A 25,429-nucleotide genomic window follows, 5' to 3' on the forward strand; every position below is an offset into this window, starting at 1 on the left:
CGAATTTTCTACATCTCAACGAGCTCACCGCCTTCCGCGCGCTCGTCGCGGCGGCTCACCCGCCAGGCGCCCCAGCCGAACAGCGCCAGGCCGAGCAGCAGGAACAGGACGAGGGTCTGCTCACCGGTTTCGGGGAGCAACATGCTTATCGACGCCGAAGGTTTCAACGCCCCCTGCGCATCGTTCGCCGTCACCGTCTGGGTCGCCCCGCCGGCGTTCGCGGTGGCGGAGACCGTCACGGCGGCGTCGCCTTCAGACGGGTAGCGCCACGTCTCGTTGGCGCCCGCCGGGATGGAAACGTTGAAGGTGCACGAGAACTCTTCGCCGGCGGCCAGCTCGGTGGTCGGGCAGATGCTTGGCGGGACGACACCGTCGTCGCCGATGCGCACGACCGACGTGCCGCGGGTGACGTCGAGGCCGGCGAGCGAGGGGTCCGTCACCGTGAAGTCCTTCAGCGGGAATTCGCCGGTGTTGGTCACGGTGTAGGTCATCCGCATGGACGCCGCGTCGTGGCGCAGCAGCGTGGTGCCGAAGGCGTCGCCGGTCAGCTGGCCGAGCGGGGTGCCGTCGATACGCTTCTGTGCTCTCAGGCCTGGGAAGGTGTTCTTCGCGGTGAGCGACCAACGGTCGCCGGAGCGGGCGAGGTCCTTCGGGTCGGAGACCGGCTGTGCGGTGAACACCACCGAGTCGGTGTCGCCTTCAAGCGGGGTGACCAATTCACCGTTGGACACCACCTGGAACACCGATGCTGCGTCCGGGTTGCCGTCGTCGAGCTCGTCCACGGCGCAGTCGCTGTCGACCGGAACGTCCGCGATGGTGTGGGTTTCGCCGGCGCGCAGCTGGAACTTTTCGCCGTGACCCGAGCACGACTGGTGGAACGTGAACGTGCCGGAGTTCGGCCCGGCGGCGGTCTTGGTGAACGCGACGTCGTAGTGGGCGCGCGGATGGTAGATGTCCGCGCCGACGGTCAGGACGGTCTCCGCGGACGGCAAGTTCGCTGCGGTGGCGAAGGTGTGCGAGTACACCTTGTCCGAGTCGCTCACCTCGTCCGCGGCGAGGTTGGACAGGGATCCGGTTGGCAACGAGGGCGAGCCGCTCCCCCACGTGGCGTACTGCGCCAGCGGGGTACGCGCACCATTTGTCACCTCGAGCTCGCCGCGTGCGGCGAGCGCCGGGCTGCCGGTGAGGTCGAGCGTGCAGTTCGCGCCCACTGGCAGGTCCACGACCTGTCCGCCCGCCGGGGCTTCAAAGGTGCGGGGCATCTCCGAGCCTGACAGGGCGGTCAGCGGGAACTGACTGGTCACCGAGGTCTTCGCGGGGTCGTCGCAACGCAGCTGCGCGGTGTAGCCCGCCTCATCCGCGCCGGCGAAGTAACCGGAATTGAACACCGCCAGGCGCACCGGGGTGGTGCGTCGCTCCACCTTGTTCACAAAGTGGAGGTCCGCCGGTGCGGTCTCGCCCGGATTGGGGGCGTAGCCGCGCACAATCTTCTGCTCCGGGGCGATGGTCAGCGCCTCCGGCACGTTTTCCGCATCCTGCTCGTTGAACGTGCACAGCGACCCGGCGGGCACCTTCGCCTCGCCGGAGACAAACGCGCCGTCGGTGAAGTCACCCTTGCGGATGCTCGCCGGGATGACGTAGCCGTCTTCCGGGCGCAGCTTCTCCGGGATGAAGGAGGTCTCGCCCACCGAGCTGGTCTGATAGCCGATCGCCTTGCACTGCAGCGTGAAGTTGAAGGTGTAGTCCTCTGGGATTTCGTCGAGGTTGCCCGCCGCGCCGGCGAGGTCCTTGCTCAGACGCACCGCGGAGGTTTCGTACTCGTAGTGGTTGTCCAGGCGGACATGGTTGTTGGCCGGGTCGTCCACGGTGAGGAATACCGGCGAGGTGGTCGTGCCGTTGTCCAGCTTCTGGTCCGGGTACGCGTTGCCGCCTTCGCGGTCCACAACCCAGTCCACAAAGGCCGGGCGCAGGAACGCCTTCAGGTCGTCCTGGCCGTCGTTCATCGCTAGGGCGAGGGAGCCGAACTTATCGCCGGTGAGTTGGCAGTCGGCGCCGACCGGGACGCCGTCGAAAAGCGCAGTGCCCTCACCCTTGATGGACTTCTGCTGCTCTTGCAGCACCGCGGTGTCGCCCGTCTCGGGGTCGCGGCACACGAGGGTGAACGCGTGGTTGTACAGCGCGTCCTGCAGGTCCTTCCCGGCATTCGCGTACTGGGTGCGGATGCTGTCGGTGGGAAGGATCGCTTCCTTGTCCAGCTGGATCTGGGTGACTCGGCGGGAGTATGTGTTGATGAACAGCAGCGTCGTGCCGCCGTCGCCGACGACGAAGTCGGCCGTGCGGCCGGCCACCGGCGCGCCGTCCACAGTCACGGACTTGTCCAACGTGATGCCCACCGCGGTGGAGGTTTCCCCTTCGGTGGCGGTGCAGCTGGAACCGACCGCAGCCTTCGTGCCGCCGGGCTCTTGGCCCTGCTGCACCGTGGTGGACAGACGCGGGCCTTCGGTGCCGTCCGGGTTGGTGCACGTCAACGTCACGGGGAACACGCGGTTGGTCTTGATGTCGCGGCGGGGCTTGGAGATCAGGTTGTCCGGGTCGTTGAACCGCACTTCCTTGGTCCCCTGCACCGGTGCCTGGATCAGGTCGTACTCGTGGTGCACATCCATGGTGGACTGCTTGCCGATGGTGAACTGCCCGTTGGCGCCCACGTCCTTGCTCCCGCCAGTGTCAGCGGCATACAGGTACTCGGAGGTGTTGCTGATCGGGTACTGCCGCCCGTCCTTCGTGGTGCGGGTCGCGCTGTCGCCGCGTTCCGCGAGCGTGCATTGCGTGCCCTGCGGCACCTGCCCGGCGGTGAACTCGGCGCTTCCGCCGGGGGCAAGGTCGAAGGTGTCGCTGAAGCCGTTGTCGCAGGTGAGCTCATAGCTTAACGACGATGGCGCCAGCGTCGCCCGACCACCAGTGCGCAAATTGACCGTCAGTCCATTGCCCGCCGGCGTGAACGTGTTGGTCACCGTGGCGGTGGTGGTGTCCTGGGAAATCGTTGGAGTGACGTTCTGCACGTCCGTGCTGAACAGGATGCCGCCCGCGACCTGCGGGGTGTCCTCCGTGAAGGTGCAGGTGTTGCCGTATGGCACGCCCATGTTGCCGCCGAGGTCGTTTGCCGCGGCGTCGTCCGCCTGGAGCGTGACGGTGCCGTTCGCCGCGACGGTTGCGCGGCCGGTGAGCTCGACGGAACGGGACTGCCCAGCCACACCGGTGGCCACGTTGCGCGTCCCGCAGCGGAACGAGAACGCGTACGTGCTGGGAAGTCTGCCGGTGACGGTGGAGTTGACCACCTTGTTCAACTGCACCTTGCCCAGCTTCGGGTCGAAGGTGTTGATCACCGTGACCAGGTTGCGGTCTGTGCCGGAGACCTGCCGGATGGTGTGGACCGCCTTGTCTTTCGCTTGCGCGTTGGTCAGCGTGGTCACTTGGTCGCTGGCGCTGGACGCGCTGACCTGCGCACCGATGAACTTGGTGTTCGCGGTTCCGCCCGGTTCGTCTTCCCACACCTTGCACGCGGCGTTGGCCGGCACGCCCTCGACAACCGCTTCACCGTCGGAGCCGGTTAGTGTGACGGTCCCCTCCTTCGCGGGGCGGCCAGCAACCTCGCACTTGTAGTGCACCGTGTAGGACAGCTTGGACACATCCGCATCGCCAGCGGCGAGACCGTTGACCTGGTTCCGGATGTGCAGGGGGAACGTGAGGTAGGCGTAGCTCGTGGTGAAGTGAAGCTCAGGCGTGACGTCCTCGTGGAGCGTGAAGTAGTACTCCGCGCCCGACGGGTTCAGCGGCGCGCCGGCGAGCTGGGCATCGCGGCCGGTGAACTCGATGGTCTTTCGCTGCTCCTCGGTGAGGTCCGTCAGCGGCGTGATCGAGCAATCCCGCTCCACCGGGATGTTGTCCAGGGTGACGGAGTTGGACGGCTTCGCCTGGGTCAGATCCAGCGTGAATTCTCGGCTGATGTTGGTCCCGGCGCACGTCAGGTTGAAGCGGTAGGTCCCGCCAACCTTGCCGTCTGTGACCGGGTCTCCGACGATCGTCTTGCTGAAGACGAGCTTGCCCGGCGTGTACGTGTAGGAGTTGTTGGCGTTTGCCGAGCCGATAGCCGTGGGAGCAGCCGCCGTGGTTGGCAGCTGGACCGTCACCGGTGCCGAAGCGGACGGCGCAGCCGTGCCGTTCCACGACAGGGTGAGTTTCGTTCCGGCAGGCGGCGCCGGGACCTTCTCCGTGATGGTGCAGGTGCTGCCCTGGGGCAGGTTGTCCACGCTGGCGGAGCGCCCCTTTTCCACAACAACGTCGTCTTCGAGCTTGACGTCGGGGTAGGCAGCTTTGAACCCTTCGGGCACGGTGCACTTGTAGTGCAGCGTGTACTTCTGCAAGCTGTTTTCCGCGAAGTTCGCGGCGTTGCCATCCACCGTCTTTGCCAGGTTGAGCTTGGCGGGTTTGAACCTGGATTCCCAAGTGACCGAGCAGTTAGGGACACGGGTTTCGGCCGCGGGGATCAGCAGCGTCGACGTGCCGGTCTGGGCGTTTTCCGTCAGCGTGTAGCCCGTAGGCACCGCCCCCTTGCGGATGTGGTAGGTTTCGCTGTTCGTTCCGCCCGAGGTGAGGGTGCACTTCCACACTGGGTCGTAGCGGACGAACGCGCGGTCCGCCGGGTTAAGCGTGGAGGTGTAGCCCAGCTGGTCCAGCGGAACGCCGTTGGAGCCGATGCGGCGAAGCGCCGTGGTGGAGCCGCCCGCCGGGGTCGACAGCGTCGTCCGGTTGGAGCCGTCCTGCAGAAACGCCGAGTAGCTGGCGGTCCGTTCCGTGGGGTCCGCCACCTTCTCAAACGCATCCTGCACCTTGGCGGAGCCGTCTTTGTCGAAGGCGATGCGGCTCAGCGCGATGCCGATAGCCACGCCCTGCGTTCCGGCACTGTTGGAACCCATGCTGACCTGCAGCGTCTTCGGGTTGTCCACGCTCACCACCCACGTGCCGTAGGTGCCGGTGGCCTGGGAGAAACAGACAAAACCGCGGTCGCGACCGTCGGACATACTGCCCCAGTTTTGTGGTTCTGGTCCAGGACCGAACTGCGAGTTTCTGCCGCCGGTGCACGCATCCTTCGCGTTCAGCGGGGTGAGACGGATCGGCTGGCCCACGGTCCCGCCGTCGACGCTGATCATTTCGCCGACACCGCCGGCACCGGTGGACTCGCCGTCCACCACCGCAAAGCGATACGACGCGAGCGGATCGACAACACCGTTTCGCTTCACCACAATGTTCGACAAAGTGAAACGGGCAAAGGGGCTACCCGACCCTTCCATCTGCAAGATGTCCTGCGACGTCGAGCTCGGATAACGCTCAAAGAAACCCGTGCCGGCTTTCGCAAATGCTGTGCCAGACCAGCTGGGGTTGGAATTCGCGGTGAACTGGGTGCTGGTGTTTCTCGTTTCAATGCCGAGGTTGAAGGTGATGGTGTAATCGCCCACCCTCTTCGTCTTTGCGCCCGGTGTGGTCAAGTCCGACACATCCAGCCAGCACATTTGGTTGGCCCATGTCTCGGCAACTCCCGTGCCTCTGCGGAACGAGCAGTCCCCGAAGTTCACGCCGTCGCTCGACGCAGTTTGCGCTTCTGCCTGCTGCACTCCCGGGGACACGACGCCCGCGACAAGCAAGATCGCGGCGAGGAACAGCGCTGCCCACACAGCCGCGGCGCCATGCTGGCGGCGGCTGGAAGCGGGGTGGCCAGTCTGAGACATGCATCCTCGGATCATTGTGAACTTTTCAATAACGCCATGGATGCTACGCGGGAAACGTGAAGATGAAAACACGGAGAAATCAGCATTTTAAAAGTTGGACACGCCGGCTCTTCACAGCCCTCTCCCAGCCCCTCGGCTGGGCAGCTCATTTCCGCACGTTAAGAGATTATGCAACTCACGTCAGAGCTCTGCCTTGAGGGGACGACCCCCTTCGCACGCGTCCCATCGCCCACGTGTTTTCCGTCACCACCCGCTGAACACCCCAAAGATTTCGAGTTCCACCTTTCGAAGATCAGCCCAATTTCCATGGTTTTCGAAATCCGCTCTTCGAAACCTTTGGGCAGCCGCCCCCCACGGATAGACAGCAAAACGCCCGGCTGACGGAATCAGCCGAGCGTCGAAAAGCGATAAGCCCCTAGTCCCCGATCTGGTCGCGGCCACGCTTCACAATCAGCGGATCCGGCTCGCCAACGACGTCGTGGTCCTTGTTCGTGTATTCGAACTTGGACAAGATGTAGCGCATCGCATTGAGGCGGGCGCGCTTCTTGTCGTTGGACTTAATGGTGATCCACGGCGACTCGTCCGTATCCGTGTAGCGGAACTGCTCTTCCTTGGCGCGGGTGTAGTCCTCCCACTTATCCAGGGACGCTAGGTCCATCGGCGAGAGCTTCCACTGGCGCACCGGGTCCACCTGACGGATAGCGAAGCGGGTGCGCTGCTCCTTCTGGGTCACGGAGAACCAGAACTTGGTCAAGGAGATGCCGGAGCCGAGGATCATGTTCTCCAGCATCGGCACCTCGCGCAGGAACTCGGCGTGCTGGGATTCGGTGCAGAAGCCCATGACGCGCTCGACGCCAGAGCGGTTGTACCAAGAGCGGTCAAAGAAGACGATCTCGCCGGCCGACGGGAAGTGCTGGATGTAGCGCTGGAAGTACCAAGAGGTGGACTCGCGCGGCGACGGTTTCTCCAGCGCCACGGTGCGCGCACCACGCGGGTTGAGGTGCTCATTAAAGCGCTTGATGGTGCCGCCCTTGCCGGCTGCGTCGCGGCCCTCGAAGAGGATGATGTGTCGCTGGCCGGTGTCCTTGGTCCAGTTCTGCCACTTCAGCAGCTCAATCTGCAGGGCGCGCTTTTCCTTCTCGTAATCGTCGCGGGACAGACGCTCGTCGTAGGGGTAGTTCTCGCGCCACGTCTGGATGGCGGTGCCGTCCGGCATGAGCAGGACCGGATCGTCCTCGTCGGTGTCGTCCACTACCCAGCCCTCGGTCTGGGCGAGGTCGATCATCGGCAGTTCGTCGTCTTTATTGTCAGCCATGTCTTCCAGTCTATTCGGCGCGGGCACGGTATGCCGGAGAAGTATCCGGATATGCAAAAAAGGCCCCGCCGCTTTGCGACGAGACCTTCGGCTATGCGCGTTACAGTTACGCGATCAGGCCGATCAGCTCAGCGATGTTGCCAGCAAGGCCACCGAGGTTCTTGAGCAGGTCGAGCAGAGCGCCCGGAACCTGGGTGACACCGTTGTCGCCGTTACCGGAGGAAAGTGCAACCCAGTTGTTCAATGCTTCCATGATGATTCTCCTTTAAAGAAAGTTTGTGTCGAGTGAGGTGAAGGCTTACTTGGAGACCTTGTCAGCGAAGTCCTTGATGGTCTTCGGGGTCTTCTGGAACAGGTCCACCAGGTTGGTGGAGAAGGTCTTGAAGGTCTTCAGCTGCTTCTGGATGGCCTTGAGATCGAAAGGCATTGATTTCCCCTTTTCGATAGGTGCCAGTGTGTGTCTGGCAAAACTTGACAGGTACTGACACCCAACGGGCGTCACAGGAGGAATTTTGCCACATCAACCAGCTACGTCAAGCGCTTTCTGAAAACTAGATTTGCGCCACACAGGAAGCTTCAAGCTGGCAGACGTTCACCGAAACGTAACCTTTTCGCGACTGAGCCGATAACCTGCTTCGACCGAAAATCGAAAGTTAACACCAATTGAATATCCCGCCGAACGTGTAACTCAACCGGTTTCACGGACGATCTGTACACGCCAAAAATTCCTCCCCTCCGTGACTTTTTACACCATTCCGGGGGTGCGCCAGAGGGGCGTCGATAGGCAAGAAAAAAGCGCGCCCCGAAGGACGCGCTTTCACACCTTAAGGCTGATTTACATCATGCCCATGGCTTCCGGGTCCATGCCCGGGTTCGCACCAGCCGGCTCCGGCTTGTCGGCCACGACAGCCTCGGTGGTGAGGAACAGCGCGGCGATGGACGCGGCGTTCTGGAGCGCAGAACGGGTCACCTTGGCCGGGTCGGCGATGCCGCTGGCCAGCATGTCCACGTACTCGCCGGTGGCGGCGTTGAGGCCCTCACCGTCCGGGAGGTTGGCAACCTTGTCGGCCACCACACCCGGCTCCAGGCCAGCGTTCAGCGCGATCTGCTTCAGCGGGGCGGACAGGGCCTCGCGGACGATCTTCACGCCGGTGGCCTCGTCGCCTTCCAGACCGAGGTCGTCGGTGAGCTCGTTGGCGGCCTGCAGCAGGGCCACGCCGCCGCCGGCGACGATGCCCTCCTCAACAGCAGCCTTCGCGTTGCGCACAGCATCCTCGATGCGCAGCTTCTGCTCCTTCAGCTCCACCTCGGTGGCGGCGCCGACCTTGATCACCGCAACGCCGCCGGCCAGCTTGGCCAGGCGCTCCTGCAGCTTCTCGCGGTCGTACTCGGAGTCGGAGTTGTCGATCTCGGCGCGGATCTGCTTCACGCGGCCGTCGATCTGCGCCTGCTCGCCAGCACCCTGGACGATGGTGGTCTCGTCCTTGGTCACGACAACCTTGCGGGCCTGGCCGAGCAGCTCGATGCCGGCGGTCTCCAGCGACAGGCCGACCTCCTCGGAGATGACCTGGCCGCCGGTGAGGATGGCAAGGTCCTGCAGCATCGCCTTACGACGGTCACCGAAGCCCGGCGCCTTCACAGCCACAGACTTGAAGGTGCCGCGGATCTTGTTCACCACGAGGGTGGACAGGGCCTCGCCCTCAACGTCCTCGGCGATGATCAGCAGCGGCTTGCCGGACTGCATGACCTGCTCCAGCACCGGCACGAGCTCCTTGACGTTGGAGATCTTGCCGGAGACCAGCAGGATGTACGGATCCTCCAGCACAGCCTCGCCGCGCTCCATGTCGGTGGCGAAGTATGCGGAGATGAAGCCCTTGTCAAAGCGCATGCCCTCGGTGACCTCGAGGTCCACGCCGAAGGTGTTGGACTCCTCAACCGTGATCACGGATTCCTTGTTCACGGCACCGTTGCCCACGGCGTACATCGCCTCGGCAATCTTCTTGCCGATCTCCGGGTCGGACGCGGAGATACCGGCGGTGGAAGCGATCTCCTCCTGGGTCTCAACTTCCTTGGCCTGGTCCAGCAGGTACTTCGACACCTTGTCGGTGGCGGCCTGGATGCCGCGCTTGATGCCCATCGGGTTGGAGCCAGCCGCAACGTTGCGCAGGCCCTCGCGCACGAGCGCCTGAGCGAGCACGGTAGCGGTGGTGGTGCCGTCGCCAGCGACGTCGTCAGTCTTCTTCGCAACTTCCTTGACCAGCTCGGCGCCGATCTTCTCGTACGGGTCCTCGAGGTCGATCTCCTTGGCGATGGTCACGCCGTCGTTGGTGATCGTCGGGGCACCCCAAGACTTCTCCAGCACCACGTTGCGGCCCTTCGGGCCCAGCGTGACCTTCACGGCGTCAGCCAGGGTGTTCAGGCCGTTTTCGAGGCTGCGGCGCGCTTCCTCGTCGAATGCAATCATCTTTGCCATGCGAGTGTGTCACTCCTTATATATAGGCGTTCATGGACGATCACTCAGGTCGTCGGTGCAAGCAGGCGCCCGCGACGGCACGGCTGACGAGTGGTCTCAGCCTCACCCGCTCTGTTCGATTTATCTGGCACTCGGTTTGCGTGAGTGCCAGCCATATTTTTAGCACTCGACGGGGGTGAGTGCAAGGAACGCAAGGGCGCGTGGTTGTGCCGGGGCGAGGATGCTTACCGGTTCGAGGATGCTTACCGGTTCCAGGATGCTTACTGCAGGATGCTTACTTCTCGAGTAGCGCGGGCTGGCACGCCGAGGGTTACTCGAACAATAAGCATCCTGGGGTAAGCATCTAGCCGGGTAAGCATCCTGCAGCCGAAGTCCGGCCAAACACCGCCCCCCCCAACACCGCCCCCAATACCGCCAAACCGGCCCCGCCAACGCTGCTAGCGTGGTGCCATGACTACGCAGAACTACACACCCCAACGCGACCGCATCTTCAACGACCTGTCCAAGCTCGTCTCTTTCAACTCGGTGCACTCCACGCCTGAGCTGGCGGACCAGCACGAGGACGCTTGCGCCTGGACGGTCAAGGCCCTGGAGGATCTGGGGCTGGACGTGACTCGCTACCCCACTGTGGATGACGCGGACACGATCGTCGCAAAGCGTGAGCCCAAAAACGGCGCGCCGACGGTGCTGTTGTACTCCCACTACGATGTCGTCCCCGCGAACAACCCGGACGCCTGGACGAACAGCCCGTTCGAGCTGACCGAGCGAAACGGACGCTGGTACGGCCGCGGCGCCGCAGACTGCAAGGGCAACCTGGCCATGCACCTGGAGGCGCTGCGCCTGCTGGAGGAAAACGGCGGCACTGACCTAGGCCTGAAGGTTGTGGTCGAGGGCTCCGAGGAGCTCGGCGGCAAGGACGGCCTGGGCAAGCTCATCGTGGAAAAGCCGGAGGTCTTCGAGGCGGACGCGATCCTCATCGCCGACTCCGGCAACGTGGCAGTGGGCGTGCCCACGCTGACCACCTCGCTGCGCGGCGGCGCGCAGGTGAAGGTCACGGTGGAGACGCTGGCGAACCAGGTCCACTCCGGCAGCTACGGCGGCGGCGCCCCGGACGCCGCGCACGCGCTCGTGGTCATTGCGAACTCGCTTTTCGACGAACACGGCCGCACCACGATCGACGGCGTGGACACCACCACGAAGTGGGACGGCGACGCATACGACCGCGAGTCCTTCCGCAAGGACGCCACCGTGCTCGAGGGCGTGCAGCTGCTCGGCACCGCGGACGATGAGCCGGCCGACCTGGTGTGGGCCCGCCCGGCAGTGACCATGATCGGGTTCACCTCCACCCCGGTTGCTGAGGCGATGAACGCGGTGAACGCCCGCGCGGAGGCCCAGTTCAACCTGCGCGTGCCGGCCGGCCAGAGCGCCGCCGAGATCGCGCAGAAGATGGAGGAGCACATCAAGTCCCACACCCCGTGGGGTGCCAAGGTCGAGGTTGAGGTCAGCGGCGTCAACGAGCCCTTTGCGACGGATCCGTCGGCAGGTGCTGTGGCCGCACTCGGTGAGTGCCTCAAGGAGGCCTACGGCGCAGACAAGCTGTCTGTGGTCGGCTCCGGCGGCTCGATCCCGCTGACCATCACGCTGCAGAACACCTTCCCGGATGCGGAGATCGCGCTCTACGGCGTGGAGGAGCCGATGTGCGGCATCCACGGCGTGGACGAATCCGTGGATCCGACGGAGATCGAGCGCATCGCGGTGGCGGAGGCCGCTTTCTTGCAGCGTTTCGGCAAGTAGCACTAAAAATCGCTACAGTTAATTGCCAACGGCCGCGCCACCGGTGTTGACGCGTAGATACCCAGTTACGGCTGGAGTGAGTATTTTCTGTGTGAACTCAATGAGCTCCCCCGCTTAAGGCGCGGTGTGCCCTGCACGCACACGACCAGAGGAGGGCTGCGCACCTCGTGCTGATATTGCTCATCGCGCTCACCGCCGCCACGCTGGCCGCCCCTGTGCTCATCCGCACGGTGGGCCGCGCCGCGTTCGGGCTTCTTGCGCTCGTACCGTTGGGCGGGTTCATCTGGGTGGCGCGCCTATTCGCTACCGGTATGTTCCGCGACGGCGGCGAGGTCAAAGCGGTATTCACGTGGATGCCGTCGACGAACCTCAACCTCGAGTTCCGCCTGGACGCCCTCGCTGGCCTGTTCAGCCTGATCATCCTGGGCGTCGGCGCGTTGGTGCTGTTGTATTGCTGGGGCTACTTCGACTCCAACCCGCGGCGCCTGGCCAAGTTCGGCTTCGAGCTGACGTTCTTCGCCACGGTCATGTACGGCCTGGTCATCGCCGACAACTTCCTGCTCATGTACGTGTTCTGGGAGTTGACGTCGGTGCTGTCGTACATGCTTGTCTCCTACTACGGCGAGCGCGCATCTTCTCGACGGGCCGCCATGCAGGCGCTGATGGTGACCACCCTCGGCGGGCTGGCCATGCTGGTGGGCATCAACCTGCTCGGCTTCAAGGCGCAGATCTGGAAGCTGTCGGACATCCCCCAAATCACCGACATCGAAAACACCCCGGCGATCTCCACCGCCATCGTGCTGATCATGCTGGGCGCGCTGACCAAGTCCGCCCAGTCGCCCTGGCACTTCTGGCTGCCCGGCGCGATGGCCGCGCCCACCCCGGTGTCCGCCTACCTGCACTCCGCGGCGATGGTGAAGGCCGGTATCTACCTGGTGGCGCGTCTGGCGCCGGACCTGTCAGCGGTGAACACCTGGCACCTGGTGGTGCTGTCCACCGGCGGGTTCACCATGCTGCTAGGCGGCTGGATGGCGCTGAAGCAGCGGGACCTGAAGCTGATCTTGGCGTACGGCACAGTCAGCCAGCTGGGCTTTATCACCACCGTCATTGGCGTGGGCTCGCGCGAGGCCACCATGGCCGGGTTGGCCATCACGTTCGCGCACTCGCTGTTCAAGGCCACGCTGTTCATGATCGTCGGCGCGATCGACCACACCACCGGCACCCGCGACATCCACGAGCTGTCCGGGCTGGGCCGAAAGCAGCCGCTTTTGGCCACGCTGGCGATCATCTCCGCGGCCTCCATGGCGGGTATCCCGCCGCTGTTCGGATTCGTGGCCAAGGAAACTGCGCTGGATGCCATCCTGCACGAGGAGCTGCTCACCGGCATGCCGGGCAATATCACCCTGGTGGCGTTGGTGGCCGGCTCGATCCTCACCATGGCCTACTCGCTGTACTTCGTTTACGGCGCGTTTGCCACCAAGGGCCAGCCGTGGGCAGACGGCCTGTCCCCGGCAGTGCGCGACATGCACTCCCCCGGCCCGAAGCTGTGGCTTTCCCCTGCTGTGCTCACCGCCTGCACGGTGGGCTTCGGTGTGGTGCCGGCCGGGTTGTCGTCGCCGATCAACGAGTACCTCAACGTGCGCTTCCCGGATGTTGAAGGCTCGGAGCTTGCGCTGTGGCACGGGTTCACGGTGCCGCTGGCGCTGTCCGGCGTGATCATTTTCGCCGGCGCCATCATGTTCTGGCAACGCTCCGTGGTGGCCAAGGCGCAGTTCGAGCGTCCCGCGCTTGGCGACGCCAACGCGGTCTGGGACATCATCATGGACACGCTGCGCCGCTGGTCGCTGAAGCTGACCGCGTCCACGCAGCGCGGCTCGCTGACCATCAACCTGGCCGTCATCTTCACCTTCCTGGCCGTGGTGCCGCTGGCCGCGCTGATCCTGGGGGACTCCAACAACATCCGCATGCAGGTGTGGGACAACGTCTGGCAGGGCCTGGCCGTCACCGTCATGGCAGGGTTGGCACTGTTCGCCGCCGTGCAGCGCAACCGCCTCTCCGGAGTGATCATGGTGGGTCTGACCGGCTACTTCATGGCGCTGATCTTCGTCCTGCACGGCGCGCCAGACCTCGCGCTGACGCAGGCACTGGTGGAAACCATCGTGATGGTGGTGTTCATGCTCGTGCTGCGAAAGATGCCCACGGACACCGAGCAGCGCAACGAGGACAACCGCCTGCGTGCCTGGCTGTCCATCGGCGTCGGCGTGTCTGTGGTCACGGTGGCGATGACGGCCATGTCCGCGCGGATCGCGGACCCGATCTCCAAGTACATGCCGGAGTTGGCCTACGAGATCGGGCACGGCCGCAACACTGTCAACGTGCTGCTGGTGGACCTGCGCGCTGTTGACACCTACGGCGAGACGCTGGTGCTGGTTGTCGCTGCCACAGGTATTGCCAGCCTGATCTTCGGCACCTTCCGCTTCGACCCCGAGTCGCGCCGGCCCACTCTGTCCACCACCAAGCCGCGCTGGCTCGCATCCGGCGTGGAGACGGAGACCGCGCAGAACCGCTCCATCTTGGTGGACGTGGTCACGCGTCTGCTCTTCCCGTCGATGATGCTGCTGTCCGCCTACTTCTTCTTCTCCGGCCACAACGCCCCGGGCGGCGGCTTCGCCGGCGGCCTCGTCGCGGCACTTGCGCTGACGTTGCGGTACTTGGCCGGAGGACGTCGAGAGGCAGAAGAAACGCTCCCGGTGCACCCGGGCAAGGTGCTGGGCATCGGCATCATGTTCACCACCGCGGCCGCGGTCGCCCCGATGTTCTTCGGGATGCCGCCGCTGACCTCCTCGTACGCCGAGTTCGACGTGCCGCTCATCGGCGATGTCACGGTGCCGTCGGCGCTGATCTTCGACGCGGGCGTCTACGTCATCGTCGTCGGGCTGATCATGCACGTGCTGGCCTCCATGGGCGCCTACCTGGACCGCGAAGAGGACACCAGAAAGCAACGCGCCCGCGACCGCGCGCGCGAGCTGCAGGCCAAGAACGAACGGCGGCGCAGGCTCATGGCCAGGGACCGCAAGGCGCGTTACGACGAGCGCAGTGCGGTGATGGCCAGCGGGTCGTCGATAAGCAAACGCAGAAAGAGAGGCGAGTAAATGGAAGCGAACCTGTTCCTTCTCATCGGCTCCGGCGTGCTGATCGCGTGCGGCGTGTACCTGATGCTGGACAAATCCATGACCCGCATGATCATGGGTGTCACCCTGATCGGCAACGGCGCCAACCTGCTGCTTCTGCAGTCCGGCGGGCCCGCCGGAAGCCCACCGATCATCGGGCGCGACTCCAAAGTGGCCGCCGACAGCGCGGACCCGCTGGCGCAGGCGATGATCCTGACCGCCATCGTGATCTCCATGGCCATGGTCGGGTTCATGCTCGCGCTGGCGTACCGCCAATACCGCTACCGCACCGACGACATCGTCGAGCGAGACGAGGAGGATCGCGCAATCGCCGCGCGGCCGAAGTCCGCCTCCCCGGACCGCGACAAATCCGACGACGCGCAAACCGGCAAGGCCAGCCCCTCCGGCGACGCCTTCGGCCCCAAGCCGTTCGAGGACCCGGTGAAGGAAGTCAAGGGAGGCCACGATGCGAGCTAGCTTCATGGCCTTCGCCGACTGGGTGCTGCCCGCCATGCCGTACCTGACGGTGATGCCGATCATCCTGCCCGCGTTCGCCGCCGGGCTCATCGCACTGTTCCGCGGCGTGAACCTGCAGCGCTTCATCGCCCTGGGCACCCTGGCGGCGCTGACAGTGATCGCCGCGGTGATGATCATCGTCGCCGACACTCACGGCATCCAGACTGTGCAGATGGGCGGCTGGGAAGCACCGGTGGGCATCACCATGGTGGCGGACCGGCTGAGCTCGATCATGCTGTTCGTCTCATCCATCGTGCTGTTCGCGGTGATGTGGTACGGCATCTCGCAGGGGCTTCGCGACGGCGACGACGACGATCCCGTCGCCGTCTTCCTGCCCACCTACATGCTGTTGAGCATGGGCGTGAACCTGTCCTTCCTCGCCGGCGACCTGTTCAACCTCTACGTCGGCTTCGAAGTGTTCCTGGTGGCCTCCTACGTGCTGCTCACCCTGGGTGCGTCCCCGCAGCGCGTGCGCGCCGGCATCGGCTACGTCATGGTTTCTATGGCGTCCTCGATGGTTTTCTTGTTCGCGCTCGCGCTGGTGTACGCCTCGGTGGGCACCGTGAACATGGCGCAGGCCGGTATCCGCATGGAGGAGCTGCCGTCCGGCACCCGCGCCGCCATCTTCGCCACCTTCATCGTGGCTTTTGGCATCAAGGCCGCGATCTTCCCGCTCGACGCCTGGCTGCCGGACTCCTACCCCACCGCCGCCTCCATCGTCACCGCCGTGTTCGCGGGCCTTCTGACCAAAGTGGGCGTGTACGCCATCATCCGCGTGCGCTCCACGGTATTCACCGACGGCGCCCTGGATTCCACGCTGATGGTCATCGCGCTGCTCACCATGATTGTGGGCGTGATGGGCGCGATTGCCCAGAACGACATCAAGCGATTGATGTCCTTTACCCTGGTCAGCCACATCGGCTACATGATCTTCGGCATCGCCCTCGGCTCCGTCGCAGGTCTGTCCGGCGCCATCTTCTACGCGGTGCACCACATTCTGGTGCAGACCTCCTTGTTCCTGGTGGTGGGCCTGGTGGAACGCCAGGCGGGTTCCGCGCAGCTGCGCCGTTTGGGCTCGCTGCTCTACACCGCGCCCGTGATTGCGCTGTTGTACCTCATCCCCGCACTCAACCTGGGCGGCATCCCGCCGTTTTCCGGCTTCCTGGGCAAGGTCATGCTCATCCAGGCCGGCGCGGAGGACGGCTCCTGGCTGGCGTGGGTGCTCATCGGCGGCGCGGTGGTCACCTCGCTGTTGACCCTGTACGCCATGATGACCGTCTGGTCCAAGGGCTTCCTGCGCGACCGCGCGGACGCACCCGAAGGCGACGTCGTTCTGGCGCGCCCGGCAAACCTTGCCGCGCGCGAAGAAACGGTCGCTTCGGGCGACCGCGACGACGTCGGCCGCGTCCCCGCCGGCATGTTTTTGTCGACCGCGTTTTTGGTGCTTGCGTCGACAGGCATCACGTTTTTGGCCGGCCCGATCTCCAACATCACGGACCGCGCTGCCCAATCCGCCCAGGACCTGTCCATCTACCGAAGCGCCGTGCTTATCGACGACCCTTCGGCCCCCACCCGCGACCTTGACGCCTTCCTCGAACAGACCGGCGCCGGCGGCGGTCGGGACTCCCTGGAGCACCGGGACTCCTCCCGCCCCGCCGGGCCCACCAGCACCGGCGTGACCACCGAAATGGTGCCCGAGCCCGCGGACGCCGAGTCCAACAAGGAGCCGAATGAGGTGAGCCGCTGATGTTTACCGGTATCGCCCACCGCTTCCGCCCGCTGACCGTCGTCTGGCTGACCTTCATGTGGATCCTGCTGATGGGCCAGCTCAGCTGGGGCAACCTCATCGCGGGGCTGGGCCTAGGACTGCTCATCGTGCTAGCGCTGCCCCTGCCACCCGTTCCCCGCAGCGGCAACCGGGTGGACTGGCTGAAGCTCGTCGCCTTCATGGTGGAGTGGTTCTTCGACCTGCTGGTGGCCTCCGCGAAGGTGGCGTGGTTGTCCCTGCGCCGCGCGCCGCAGCCTCGAAACGCCGTGCTGCGGGTGCCTATGCGCCTGAGCAACGAACTGGTGCTGTACCTAGCCACCTGCGCCTACAACCTGCAGCCAGGCGGCACCGTCACCGATCTCGACCTAGCCAACCGCGAATGGACCATCCACGTCCTCGACGCCGACAACGACGCCGCCATCGAACGCGAAATCGCCAACGTGCAGAAACTGGAGCGCCAAATGATCGCCATCTTCGAAGGAGGCCGCTGACATGCACAGCACCGCCTACACCGTCTGCCTCACCGTGGCCGCCGTGTTCCTGGTGGCCGGGTTTTTCATCTTTGCCTGGCGCGCCATCGTCGGGCCCGACTCCATGGACCGCATGCTGGCCAACGACGGCATCACCGCCTCCCTCCAGTGCGCCCTGGCCCTCTACATCTGCTGGACGCTGGACACCACGGTGGTCAACGTGATGATCGTCATCGCCCTGCTCGGCTTCATCGCCACCCTGTCCGTGGCACGCTTCCGCAAGAGGGACGGTTCCCTATGATTGCCGACATCATCTCACTGCTGTTCATCCTCCCCGGCGCGTTCATGGTCTTCTCCGCCGCCGTGGGCACCGCCCGGTTCAACTCCACCCTGGCGCGCGTGCACGCGATCACCAAACCCCAGACCACCGGCCTGGTGCTCATGATCACCGGCACCATCATCCGCGTGGTCACCGCCGAAGACTTCAGCGTGCACGAACGCGGCGACATCGGCATGATGGTCCTACTCGTGCTGTTCGCGCTGATGACCAGCCCCGTCACCGCGCAGCGTCTCGGCCGTATCGCGCGACGCGAAGGCCTGTACGGCGACGAAGAGCAGCTCACCCGCAACGACCGCCCCGCCAGCTACCACCCGCGGCGCATCAACCCTAAAGGCTGAGCTCCCACATCTCCGCGCAGGTCGCGTCCACAACGTCCTTCCAATCGCCGGTGCGCTGGTAGATCGCGCGCTGGCGCTCGTAGCCGGCGCCACGCTCGATGATCTCGCGGACCAAGTTCAGCTCGTCGACGCAGCCCAGGTCGGCGGCGACGGGCGTGAGCTCGTCGATAAGCAACTGCAACTCGGTCTTGATCCAATCCTCGTCGGTGTCGCGCGAGGTAATGACCAGCGCGTCCATGCCGTATCGGGCGCCGCGCCACTTGTTCTCCGCGACGTGCCACTGCTGCAAGCTCGGCAACTTTTCGCCGCGCTCGAGCATGCGGTCGTAGTGGACGACCAGGCAATGCGTCAGCGCCACGACGGCCGCGAGCTCGCGCAGGTTGCTCGTCGCATCCGAAATGCGCACCTCGACGGTGCCCCACTTCGCGGCCGGGCGAACGTCGAAATGCATCGAGCCCGTGTGGTTGATCACGCCCGACGTCTGCTGGTCGCGCATGAAACCGACCCACTCGTCCCAGCTCTGGAACTGATACGGCATCCCCGCGGTGGGCAGCTGCTGGTACAGCATCGTGCGGTTCGACGCGTAGGACGTGTCGATGCCGTCCCACCCCGGGCTCGACGCGCTGATGGCCAGCAGGTGCGGGTACTTCGTCATCACCGCGTTAATAATCGGCCACACCTTGTCCTCGTGGCTGATGCCCACGTGGCAGTGGATCCCCCACAGCAGCATGTGCTGGCCCCAGTACTGCGTGCGGTTAACGATCTCCTCGTACGTGTGCTTCGGACTCAGCGGATTCGTGCGGAAATCCGAAAACGGGTGACCGCCGGACGCCCAGAGTTTGAGGCCCATCTCGTCGGCGACCTCCTTGACGGCGTTGAGGTCGCGTTGGAGCGCCTGCACCGCCTCTTTGGTGTTCGCGCAGATCGGAGTGACCAACTCGATGGTGTTCTGCAGGAACTCCGGCTCGAGGTGGATGTCCGGGTAGCGGGCCTGCACCTCGTCGATGACTTCGGCGGCGCGGGGCACCAAGTCGCGGGTGACCGGGTCGACGAGGCAAATCTCCCACTCGACGCCAAGGGTGGGGCCGTCAGACCTGGCAAAGTCGCGGAATGGATCCATAGTGGACGAGCCTATCCGCTGCCGCGCTCTGGGCAGGTGCCGGAGGCGGGTTTATATGCGCGAGGCGGTTGGGCGTTGGGGCTACGCGCCACCAACGCCCCCGCCAACGCCACCCCAACCCGCCAATGCGCCGAAACCGGCTACCTAGAACCGGCTGCCAGCTTAATTTTCGCTTGGTAGCCGGTTCTAGGTAGCCGGTTTTTGGGAGGGAGCGCTCCGGGCACGCGGGAACTAGCCCGCCAGAACCACCGCCACGGCGGAGCTGTTGTTCGCGGCCTGCTCCGGGATGCTCGTCGCGCCCTCCGGCAGGTCACCCTTCGCGCGGGCGGCACCACCGACGCGGCGGGCGATGTCAGCTGCCACCTGCTCGGCGCCCGGGACGGCCGGGTCGAAGAAGACGTAGGTCTCCGGGAAGACGCCGTAGACCTGCTCCGGCATGTTCATCACCGCGGCGTCGGCGGAGTTGTTAGCCACGTTGTACTGGCCCTTCAGCTGGTCGGCGGTGCGGCTGGCCAGCTCTGGGGTGCCGGAGTTGTTGTAGACGTAGACCTGGGCCGAAGCGTTGTCGAGGCCCGCGCCCGCCGGAGCCGGAGCAGGTGCGGGCTGGCCGTTCTCGCCCTGGCCCTCGGCGCCTTCCGGACGATGCGCGTTCGGGTCCTGGGCGTTCGGGTCCTGGGCGTTGGGGTCATCTGCGCGGTCGCCCTCCTGGCCCGGCTGGCCCTCAGCGCCAGTTGCTGCGCCATCCTGATCAGCACTTTGACCAGCACCCGGCGTTGCGCCGCCCTGGCCAGCGCCGTCGCCGGCAGGCGCGGCCGGGGAGGTGCCCACCACGGTGGACGAGGTCGTCGCGGCGCCTTCGCCGTCGCCGCCCTTGTCGTCCTGCGTCATCTTCCAAATCCCCCACAGCGCCAGCAGCGCCGCAACGGCGATCAGGATCATCGCCAGGCCGCGCTTCGGCAGGCCGCCTTCCGCGGCGCCGCCTGCGGCAGCTGCCTTACGACGATCCTCCGGTTCGCCCTCGTAAGGCTCCTCATAGATGGCGTCGTCGGCGTTGCGGGTGTCGTCTGCGTAACCTGCGCCGTAATCGACGTCCTCGATGTACTCGGAGTCGTCGTCGCGGCGGTGCGCGCCACGGTACTCGGTGCCGGAACCAGCCACACCAGCGCCAGCGGCGGAGTAATCGTCGACGATTTCGGCCTCGATCGGCTCGGCGTCGTAGTCGTACGCGCCGTCAAACGAGTCGGTGTTGCCTGTGTAGCGCGTGGAGCCGGAACCCGGCTCGAACTCGGAGCCGGAGTCGGGACGGTTGTTGCCAAAGTTGTCGTTAGTCACATCGGCAACTCTAACCACACCGCCCCGGAAAGCAGGCACAACACACCGTAAAGCTGAACTAGAGGTTGGGGGACCTTTGGCCGTCGCGAAGCCTTTGCAAGCGCCGGACCAGCTGGGGCTCGGCCGCGAGCGCATCGGGCGAGTCCAGCAAGCGATTCAGATGCTGGTAGTAGCGGATGGGCTGCATGCCCAGCTCAGAGCGCACCGCGTCCTCGCGCGCGCCGATCGACCTGGGGGCGCGCGCGGCGAAGCGGAGCACGGAAAGGTCGGTCTCTGTAAGCATGCCTAATATATTGGCATGACCATCCGACCCATCGTTATCCACGGCGATCCGGTGCTGCACGAACCGACCAAAGAAGTCACGCAGCCCGTGGAGGAGCTGCAAGAGCTCATCGCCGACATGCACGAAACCATGGACGCAGCCCACGGCGTGGGCCTGGCCGCCAACCAGATCGGCGTGCCGCTGCGCATCTTCGTCTACCACTGCCCGGACGGCGACCAGATGCGCCGCGGCACCGTGATCAACCCGGTGCTGGAGACCTCCGAGATCCCCAAAACCATGCCCGCCGACACCGGCGAGGACGACGAAGGCTGCCTGTCCGTGCCCGGCTACGGCTGGCCCACCGGCCGCGCGGAATGGGCGAAGGTGACCGGCCTGGACGAGAACGGCAACGAGATCGAGGTCGAGGGCACCGGCTTTTTCGCCCGCTGCCTGCAGCACGAGACGGGCCACCTGGACGGCTTTTTGTACACCGACGTGCTCACCGGCCGCTACAAGAAGGAGGCCAAGCGCGTGATCCGCGACAACGGCTGGAAGGAAGCCGGCCACACTTGGCTTCCGGGCACGGACGAAGATCCGTTCGGCCACGACGATTAACACGCTAAGATGTTCGCCATGCGTATCCCCGCCGTTATCGCCGCCGCGTCGCTCACCCTCACCCCCGCGACGCCCGTGGAGCCAGTTGAGCAGTTGCTTGACGACGTCTCCGTCACCCACACCTCCTCCATCACCGCAATCAACAGCGCGGAGACGGACGACGAGGTCCGAGACGTGCTCATCGCGTGGCGCAAGGAGCTCATCGCAGCCTCCGACGAGCTTGCGGAGCTGCGCGAGGAAGCGGCAGAAGACGGCCTGACCGAGGAGGAAAAGGCCACCTTCGACGAGGCGTCCGCGGCGCTCAAGCGCGAGCGCGCCGGCGTGCGCCAGCTGCGCGCGGAGCTTCTGCCTGACGACGAACCCGTGGTCGTGCCCGCCCCCATCGAAGGTCTCGGCGGGCTCCTCGGCACCACCGCGTTTGACGCGTTCGAGCGCTCCGAGGCCGGCGACGCCCCGATCGTGTACGGCATCCCCGGCGCGGAACGCACACGCGATGCGGAGTCCGCCGATGAGGATGTTGCGGACGCCGAGCCGACCGTTCCGGTTACAACCAAGCCGACCGTAGTGGAGGAGCCGACCACGTCGACCACCGCCCCAACCAGCACGGCGACCAGCACGGCGACCAGCACTTCCGCCGCGTTCGGACCCGAGGTGACCCACCGCGTAGAGCGCCTCCAGGACACCGACAACGACGACGAGACCACCACCGAAACCACCTCTTCGGAGACCACGACGGACTCCACGACGACGGAGACCTCGTCCACCACCACGGGCACGGCAACCGAATCCGCCACGTCCACCACCACGGCGGCAGAGACGACCACCGGGGCCTCCACCGCGTCGTCGAGCAGCTCTGCACGTTCGGTGATGGAAAACCGCACCACGTCGGCGACCTCTAGCTCGACCACCTCTAGCTCGACCACCTCCTCCTCGACCACCACGTCCAAGACCTCCTCGACCACCACGACCGAGGACGACGACGAGCGCGACGACGACCTCGCCGACACCGGCACCCCGATGCGCGCCCTGATCGCCATCGGCATGCTCTCGCTGATGATCGGCGCGGCCCTGGTGCTCACCGGCGCGATCCGCCCGCGCGGGGCCCGCAAGTAAACGTGTCCCGGATTTTCCGCTCCGACGAGGTGGCGGTGGGCGACCGCGTCGTGGTGCGCCAGCGCCGCGGCGAGCACGCCAGCGACATCATCGGGCACGTGCTCAGCCTCGAGCCGCTGGTAATCCGCCCGCAGGAGGTCGGCGGCTTCCCTTCCTCCAAGGAGGCGATCGAGGTCACGGACCTGCACATCATCAAGAAGCTCTCCCCGCGCACGGTACGCAACTCGGAGATCCGCGGGCTGGAAAAACGCCTCGCAGACCGCCTCGACGTGCGCGAATCCGCCTGGGCCGGCGGCTGGCTCATGCGCGTCGGCGACACCGATGAGGCCAGCTCCGCGGTCCCGCTCGGCCCCTCGGCGGGCTTCGAGCCGTTGCCTCTCGACGCCATCCGGTCCTTCTACGACCAGCGGGGACTGCCGGTGCGACTGCTCATCCCCGAGCGGATCGGCAAACCGGCGTTGAAGGTGCTCGATAGCGCGTGGGAGCTCCAGGACGAGCAAATTGTCTGGGTTGCGGGGGAGTCCTTTGGTGTGGCGTCGATAGGCAATGTGCCCGAAGGGGCGCTGGAACACCACCGTAGGCGGCTGGCGCTAGGCTAGGCCGCATGCGAATCGCCACATGGAACGTCAACTCGGTGCGCACCCGCGCCGAGCGGATCGCCGCCTTCCTCGAAAGCGAGGACGTGGACGTGCTGGCGATGCAGGAAACCAAAACCGCCGACGACAAATTCCCCTACGCCACCTTCGAAGCCGCAGGCTACGAGGTCGCGCACGTGGGGGTCAACCAGTGGAACGGCGTAGCCATCGCCTCGCGCGTGGGACTGGACAACGTCCGCGACAGCTTCACCCGCCAACCCGCGTTTGCTAAAAAGGGCGACCCGTCCGTGGAGGCGCGCGCCGTGGGTGCGGTGTGCGGCGGGGTGGACGTGTGGAGCCTGTACGTGCCCAACGGCCGCGACATCGGCGACCCGCACTACGACTACAAACTGCAGTTCCTCTGGTCCCTGGCCGACCAGGTCGACCCCGGGGAGCTGCAGCTGTACATGGGCGACTTCAACGTCGCGCCCCGCGATACGGACGTGTGGGACGTGTCCTGGTTCGAAGGCAAAACGCACGTGACCGAGCCGGAGCGCGCCGCGTTCCAAATGCTGCTGGAGGCCGGACTGTACGAGGTCACGCACGAGCAGCAGTACACGTTCTGGGACTACAAGGCCATGCGCTTTCAGAAGAACGAGGGCATGCTCATCGACTTCCAGCTGGCCACCAAGCCCATGTTCGAGCGGGTCCAGCGCGCGTTCGTGGACGTGGAGGAGCGCAAAGGCAAGGGCGCGTCCGACCACGCGCCCGTGATCGTGGACTACGACACCCGCGGCCTGACCTACGACGAGGTGCGATGAGCCTGGATTTGTCCTGGTGGCAGTTCGCGGCCATGGTCGTGGACTACGCCATCAAGTTCGTGATGATCGGCGTGGTGCCCGGCGGGCGCAAGCCGTCCTCGGCCAACGCGTGGCTGCTGCTGATCCTGCTTTTGCCGGTGGTGGGCCTGCCGCTGTACCTGCTGTTCGGCTCCACGTTCGTCTCGCGCCGCCGCCACCGCATCCAAGTTGAAGCGCGGCGCGCGCTGGACGGGGCGTGGGCGGGCCCCGACGACACGAGCGCGCACCTGCCGCCCGAAACCGCCTCGCTGATCCACCTCAACCGCGAACTCACCGGCTACCCCGCCGTCCGCGGCGAGGTCCGCGCGCTGTGGGCGGACTACCGCAAGACCATGCTGCGCATTGCCAAGCTTATCGACGAAGCATCCGCCTCCATCTCCATCGAAATCTATGCCGTCGCCTGGGACGACACCACGGACGTGGTGTTCCGGGCGCTGGAGCGCGCCGTGGCGCGGGGCGTGCACGTGCGTCTGCTTTTCGACCACATCGGCTCCGCCAAATACCCCGGCTTTAGGAAACTGAAGCGGCGGCTGACCGACATCGGCGTGGACTGGCACATGATGCTGCCCCTGGCTCCCCTGCGCGGGCGCTGGCGCCGCCCCGACCTGCGCAACCACCGCAAGGTCGTGGTCATCGACTCGGAGGTGGCGTTCGTCGGCTCGTTCAACCTCATCGACCGCGGCTACCTCATGCCGGGCCACGTCCGCGCCGGCCGCCAGTGGGTCGACGCCTTCGTCGAGCTAGAGGGGCCGATCGTCGAGTCCGTCGAGTCCATGTTCGCCGTGGACTGGTACACCGAATCCGGCGAGACACTCGACATTGTGGCTGGAGCTAGGAATGAGGGGGTGGCGGAGCCGTCGACAGGCGATGTGCTCCAGCTTGTCCCCTCCGGGCCCGGCTACCTCACCGAGCCGAACCTGCGCATGTTCAACTCCATCGTCCACAACGCAAAAGAGCAGCTCACGCTGTGCTCGCCGTACTTCGTGCCCGAGGAATCGCTGCTGGAGGCCATCACCTCCGCGTGTTACCGCGGCGTGCGCGTCGACCTCTTCGTCGGCGAAAAGGCCGACCAATTCATGGTGCACCACGCACAATCCGCGTACTACGAGGCGCTGCTCGAAGCCGGGGTACGCATCTGGGAATTCCCCGCGCCGTACGTGCTGCACACCAAGTTCGTGCTGGCGGACCCGGGGCGGGAGGATTCCGTCGGCGTCCTCGGATCCTCCAACATGGACATCCGCTCCTTCTCGCTGAACTACGAATCCTCCCTGTTCGTCGCCTCCGGCGCGCTGCTTGAGGCGCTGGAACAGCTGGGCGCGAACTACCAGGCCGTCTCGCGCGAGCTGACGCTTGAGCGGTGGGCGCGCAGGCCCTGGTACCGGCGCTACGTGGACAACGTGTTGAAGCTGACGTCCGCGCTGCAGTAGGGGTTTCGGTGCGCGGTGGTGCGCGGTGGTGCCTCTGTCCCGCCGCGCCGGTCCCCGACGCCTCGCCACTCCTTGCTCGCCCCACCGCTAAACCGGCTACCTACAACCGGCCATCAGGCGTTTTAGGGCGTGGTAGCCGGTTGTAGTGAGCCGGTTGC

General features: G+C 65.4%; 20 protein-coding genes. 12 read left to right on the plus strand and 8 right to left on the minus strand.

Annotated elements, in window-relative coordinates:
* Positions 1 to 8: 8 nt before the first annotated feature.
* The 5 genes from HMPREF2791_RS05015 to groL all read right to left on the minus strand — a co-directional run bounded on the left by HMPREF2791_RS05015 (position 9) and on the right by groL (position 9,571).
* The gene (locus HMPREF2791_RS05015; RefSeq protein WP_070844622.1) at positions 9 to 5,783 is read right to left on the minus strand and encodes a DUF5979 domain-containing protein; all 5,775 of its coding nucleotides are present in this window, start codon (positions 5,781 to 5,783) and stop codon (positions 9 to 11) included.
* A 415-nt stretch (positions 5,784 to 6,198) separates the two neighbouring features.
* Positions 6,199 to 7,098 carry a polyphosphate kinase 2 gene (ppk2, locus tag HMPREF2791_RS05020; protein ID WP_070474746.1) on the minus strand — a complete coding sequence of 300 codons (900 nt, stop codon included), beginning with the start codon at positions 7,096 to 7,098 and terminating at the stop codon, positions 6,199 to 6,201.
* A gap of 106 nt (positions 7,099 to 7,204) precedes the next feature.
* Entirely contained in the window at positions 7,205 to 7,351 is a 147-nt protein-coding gene (locus tag HMPREF2791_RS12030) for a hypothetical protein (protein ID WP_168160607.1), read from the minus strand.
* Positions 7,352 to 7,396: 45 nt separating this feature from the next.
* Positions 7,397 to 7,525, minus strand: a complete 129-nt coding sequence (locus HMPREF2791_RS12320) for a hypothetical protein (RefSeq protein ID WP_256365529.1) — start codon at positions 7,523 to 7,525, stop codon at positions 7,397 to 7,399.
* A gap of 408 nt (positions 7,526 to 7,933) precedes the next feature.
* Complete coding sequence (gene groL, locus HMPREF2791_RS05025) at positions 7,934 to 9,571, minus strand: chaperonin GroEL (RefSeq protein ID WP_070844623.1); 1,638 nt, start codon at positions 9,569 to 9,571, stop codon at positions 7,934 to 7,936.
* Between the two features lie 450 nt (positions 9,572 to 10,021).
* Between groL and HMPREF2791_RS05030 the strand changes: the two genes are divergently transcribed.
* The 7 genes from HMPREF2791_RS05030 to HMPREF2791_RS05060 all read left to right on the plus strand — a co-directional run bounded on the left by HMPREF2791_RS05030 (position 10,022) and on the right by HMPREF2791_RS05060 (position 17,967).
* The gene (locus HMPREF2791_RS05030) at positions 10,022 to 11,365 is read left to right on the plus strand and encodes a dipeptidase (RefSeq protein WP_070474748.1); all 1,344 of its coding nucleotides are present in this window, start codon (positions 10,022 to 10,024) and stop codon (positions 11,363 to 11,365) included.
* 167 nt (positions 11,366 to 11,532) lie between these two features.
* Positions 11,533 to 14,517: a Na+/H+ antiporter subunit A gene (locus HMPREF2791_RS05035; RefSeq protein WP_070474749.1), complete on the plus strand. Its 2,985-nt coding sequence runs from the start codon at positions 11,533 to 11,535 to the stop codon at positions 14,515 to 14,517.
* Positions 14,518 to 15,012 (plus strand): Na(+)/H(+) antiporter subunit C, encoded by a 495-nt coding sequence (locus HMPREF2791_RS05040; RefSeq protein ID WP_070474750.1) that lies wholly within the window; start codon positions 14,518 to 14,520, stop codon positions 15,010 to 15,012. It abuts the gene before it with no gap.
* The gene (locus tag HMPREF2791_RS05045) at positions 15,002 to 16,798 is read left to right on the plus strand and encodes a Na+/H+ antiporter subunit D (protein WP_070474751.1); all 1,797 of its coding nucleotides are present in this window, start codon (positions 15,002 to 15,004) and stop codon (positions 16,796 to 16,798) included. The genes HMPREF2791_RS05040 and HMPREF2791_RS05045 overlap by 11 nt, the downstream gene beginning before the upstream one ends.
* Positions 16,798 to 17,310 (plus strand): Na+/H+ antiporter subunit E, encoded by a 513-nt coding sequence (locus HMPREF2791_RS05050; protein ID WP_070474752.1) that lies wholly within the window; start codon positions 16,798 to 16,800, stop codon positions 17,308 to 17,310. The genes HMPREF2791_RS05045 and HMPREF2791_RS05050 overlap by 1 nt, the downstream gene beginning before the upstream one ends.
* A 1-nt stretch (position 17,311) precedes the next feature.
* Positions 17,312 to 17,590 carry a monovalent cation/H+ antiporter complex subunit F gene (locus HMPREF2791_RS05055; RefSeq protein WP_070474753.1) on the plus strand — a complete coding sequence of 93 codons (279 nt, stop codon included), beginning with the start codon at positions 17,312 to 17,314 and terminating at the stop codon, positions 17,588 to 17,590.
* Positions 17,587 to 17,967, plus strand: a complete 381-nt coding sequence (locus HMPREF2791_RS05060) for a monovalent cation/H(+) antiporter subunit G (protein WP_070474754.1) — start codon at positions 17,587 to 17,589, stop codon at positions 17,965 to 17,967. Before HMPREF2791_RS05055 ends, HMPREF2791_RS05060 begins: the two co-directional genes overlap by 4 nt.
* Here the strand turns inward: HMPREF2791_RS05060 and HMPREF2791_RS05065 are convergent.
* From HMPREF2791_RS05065 to HMPREF2791_RS05075, 3 genes are all read right to left on the minus strand, one after another.
* Positions 17,957 to 19,087, minus strand: a complete 1,131-nt coding sequence (locus HMPREF2791_RS05065) for a glutamate--cysteine ligase (RefSeq protein ID WP_070474755.1) — start codon at positions 19,085 to 19,087, stop codon at positions 17,957 to 17,959. The genes HMPREF2791_RS05060 and HMPREF2791_RS05065 overlap by 11 nt on opposite strands.
* 231 nt (positions 19,088 to 19,318) lie before the next feature.
* Positions 19,319 to 20,419, minus strand: a complete 1,101-nt coding sequence (locus HMPREF2791_RS05070) for a LytR C-terminal domain-containing protein (protein ID WP_070844624.1) — start codon at positions 20,417 to 20,419, stop codon at positions 19,319 to 19,321.
* A 58-nt stretch (positions 20,420 to 20,477) separates the two neighbouring features.
* Entirely contained in the window at positions 20,478 to 20,702 is a 225-nt protein-coding gene (locus HMPREF2791_RS05075; protein ID WP_070474757.1) for a DUF3263 domain-containing protein, read from the minus strand.
* Positions 20,703 to 20,717: 15 nt separating this feature from the next.
* Between HMPREF2791_RS05075 and HMPREF2791_RS05080 the strand changes: the two genes are divergently transcribed.
* The 5 genes from HMPREF2791_RS05080 to HMPREF2791_RS05100 are packed head-to-tail and all read left to right on the plus strand — an operon-like array spanning position 20,718 to position 25,271.
* Complete coding sequence (locus tag HMPREF2791_RS05080) at positions 20,718 to 21,296, plus strand: peptide deformylase (RefSeq protein WP_070474758.1); 579 nt, start codon at positions 20,718 to 20,720, stop codon at positions 21,294 to 21,296.
* Between the two features lie 18 nt (positions 21,297 to 21,314).
* Complete coding sequence (locus tag HMPREF2791_RS05085) at positions 21,315 to 22,409, plus strand: hypothetical protein (RefSeq protein WP_141764921.1); 1,095 nt, start codon at positions 21,315 to 21,317, stop codon at positions 22,407 to 22,409.
* Between the two features lie 2 nt (positions 22,410 to 22,411).
* On the plus strand, positions 22,412 to 23,008 hold the full coding sequence (locus tag HMPREF2791_RS05090) for a GNAT family N-acetyltransferase, cg3035/Rv0428c family (protein ID WP_070474760.1): 597 nt from the start codon (positions 22,412 to 22,414) through the stop codon (positions 23,006 to 23,008).
* Between the two features lie 5 nt (positions 23,009 to 23,013).
* Positions 23,014 to 23,805 carry an exodeoxyribonuclease III gene (locus HMPREF2791_RS05095; protein WP_070844626.1) on the plus strand — a complete coding sequence of 264 codons (792 nt, stop codon included), beginning with the start codon at positions 23,014 to 23,016 and terminating at the stop codon, positions 23,803 to 23,805.
* Positions 23,802 to 25,271, plus strand: a complete 1,470-nt coding sequence (locus HMPREF2791_RS05100) for a phospholipase D-like domain-containing protein (RefSeq protein WP_070844627.1) — start codon at positions 23,802 to 23,804, stop codon at positions 25,269 to 25,271. Before HMPREF2791_RS05095 ends, HMPREF2791_RS05100 begins: the two co-directional genes overlap by 4 nt.
* Positions 25,272 to 25,429: the final 158 nt, after the last annotated feature.

Source organism: Corynebacterium sp. HMSC034A01, assembly GCF_001838175.1.
Classification (GTDB): Bacteria; Actinomycetota; Actinomycetes; order Mycobacteriales; family Mycobacteriaceae; genus Corynebacterium.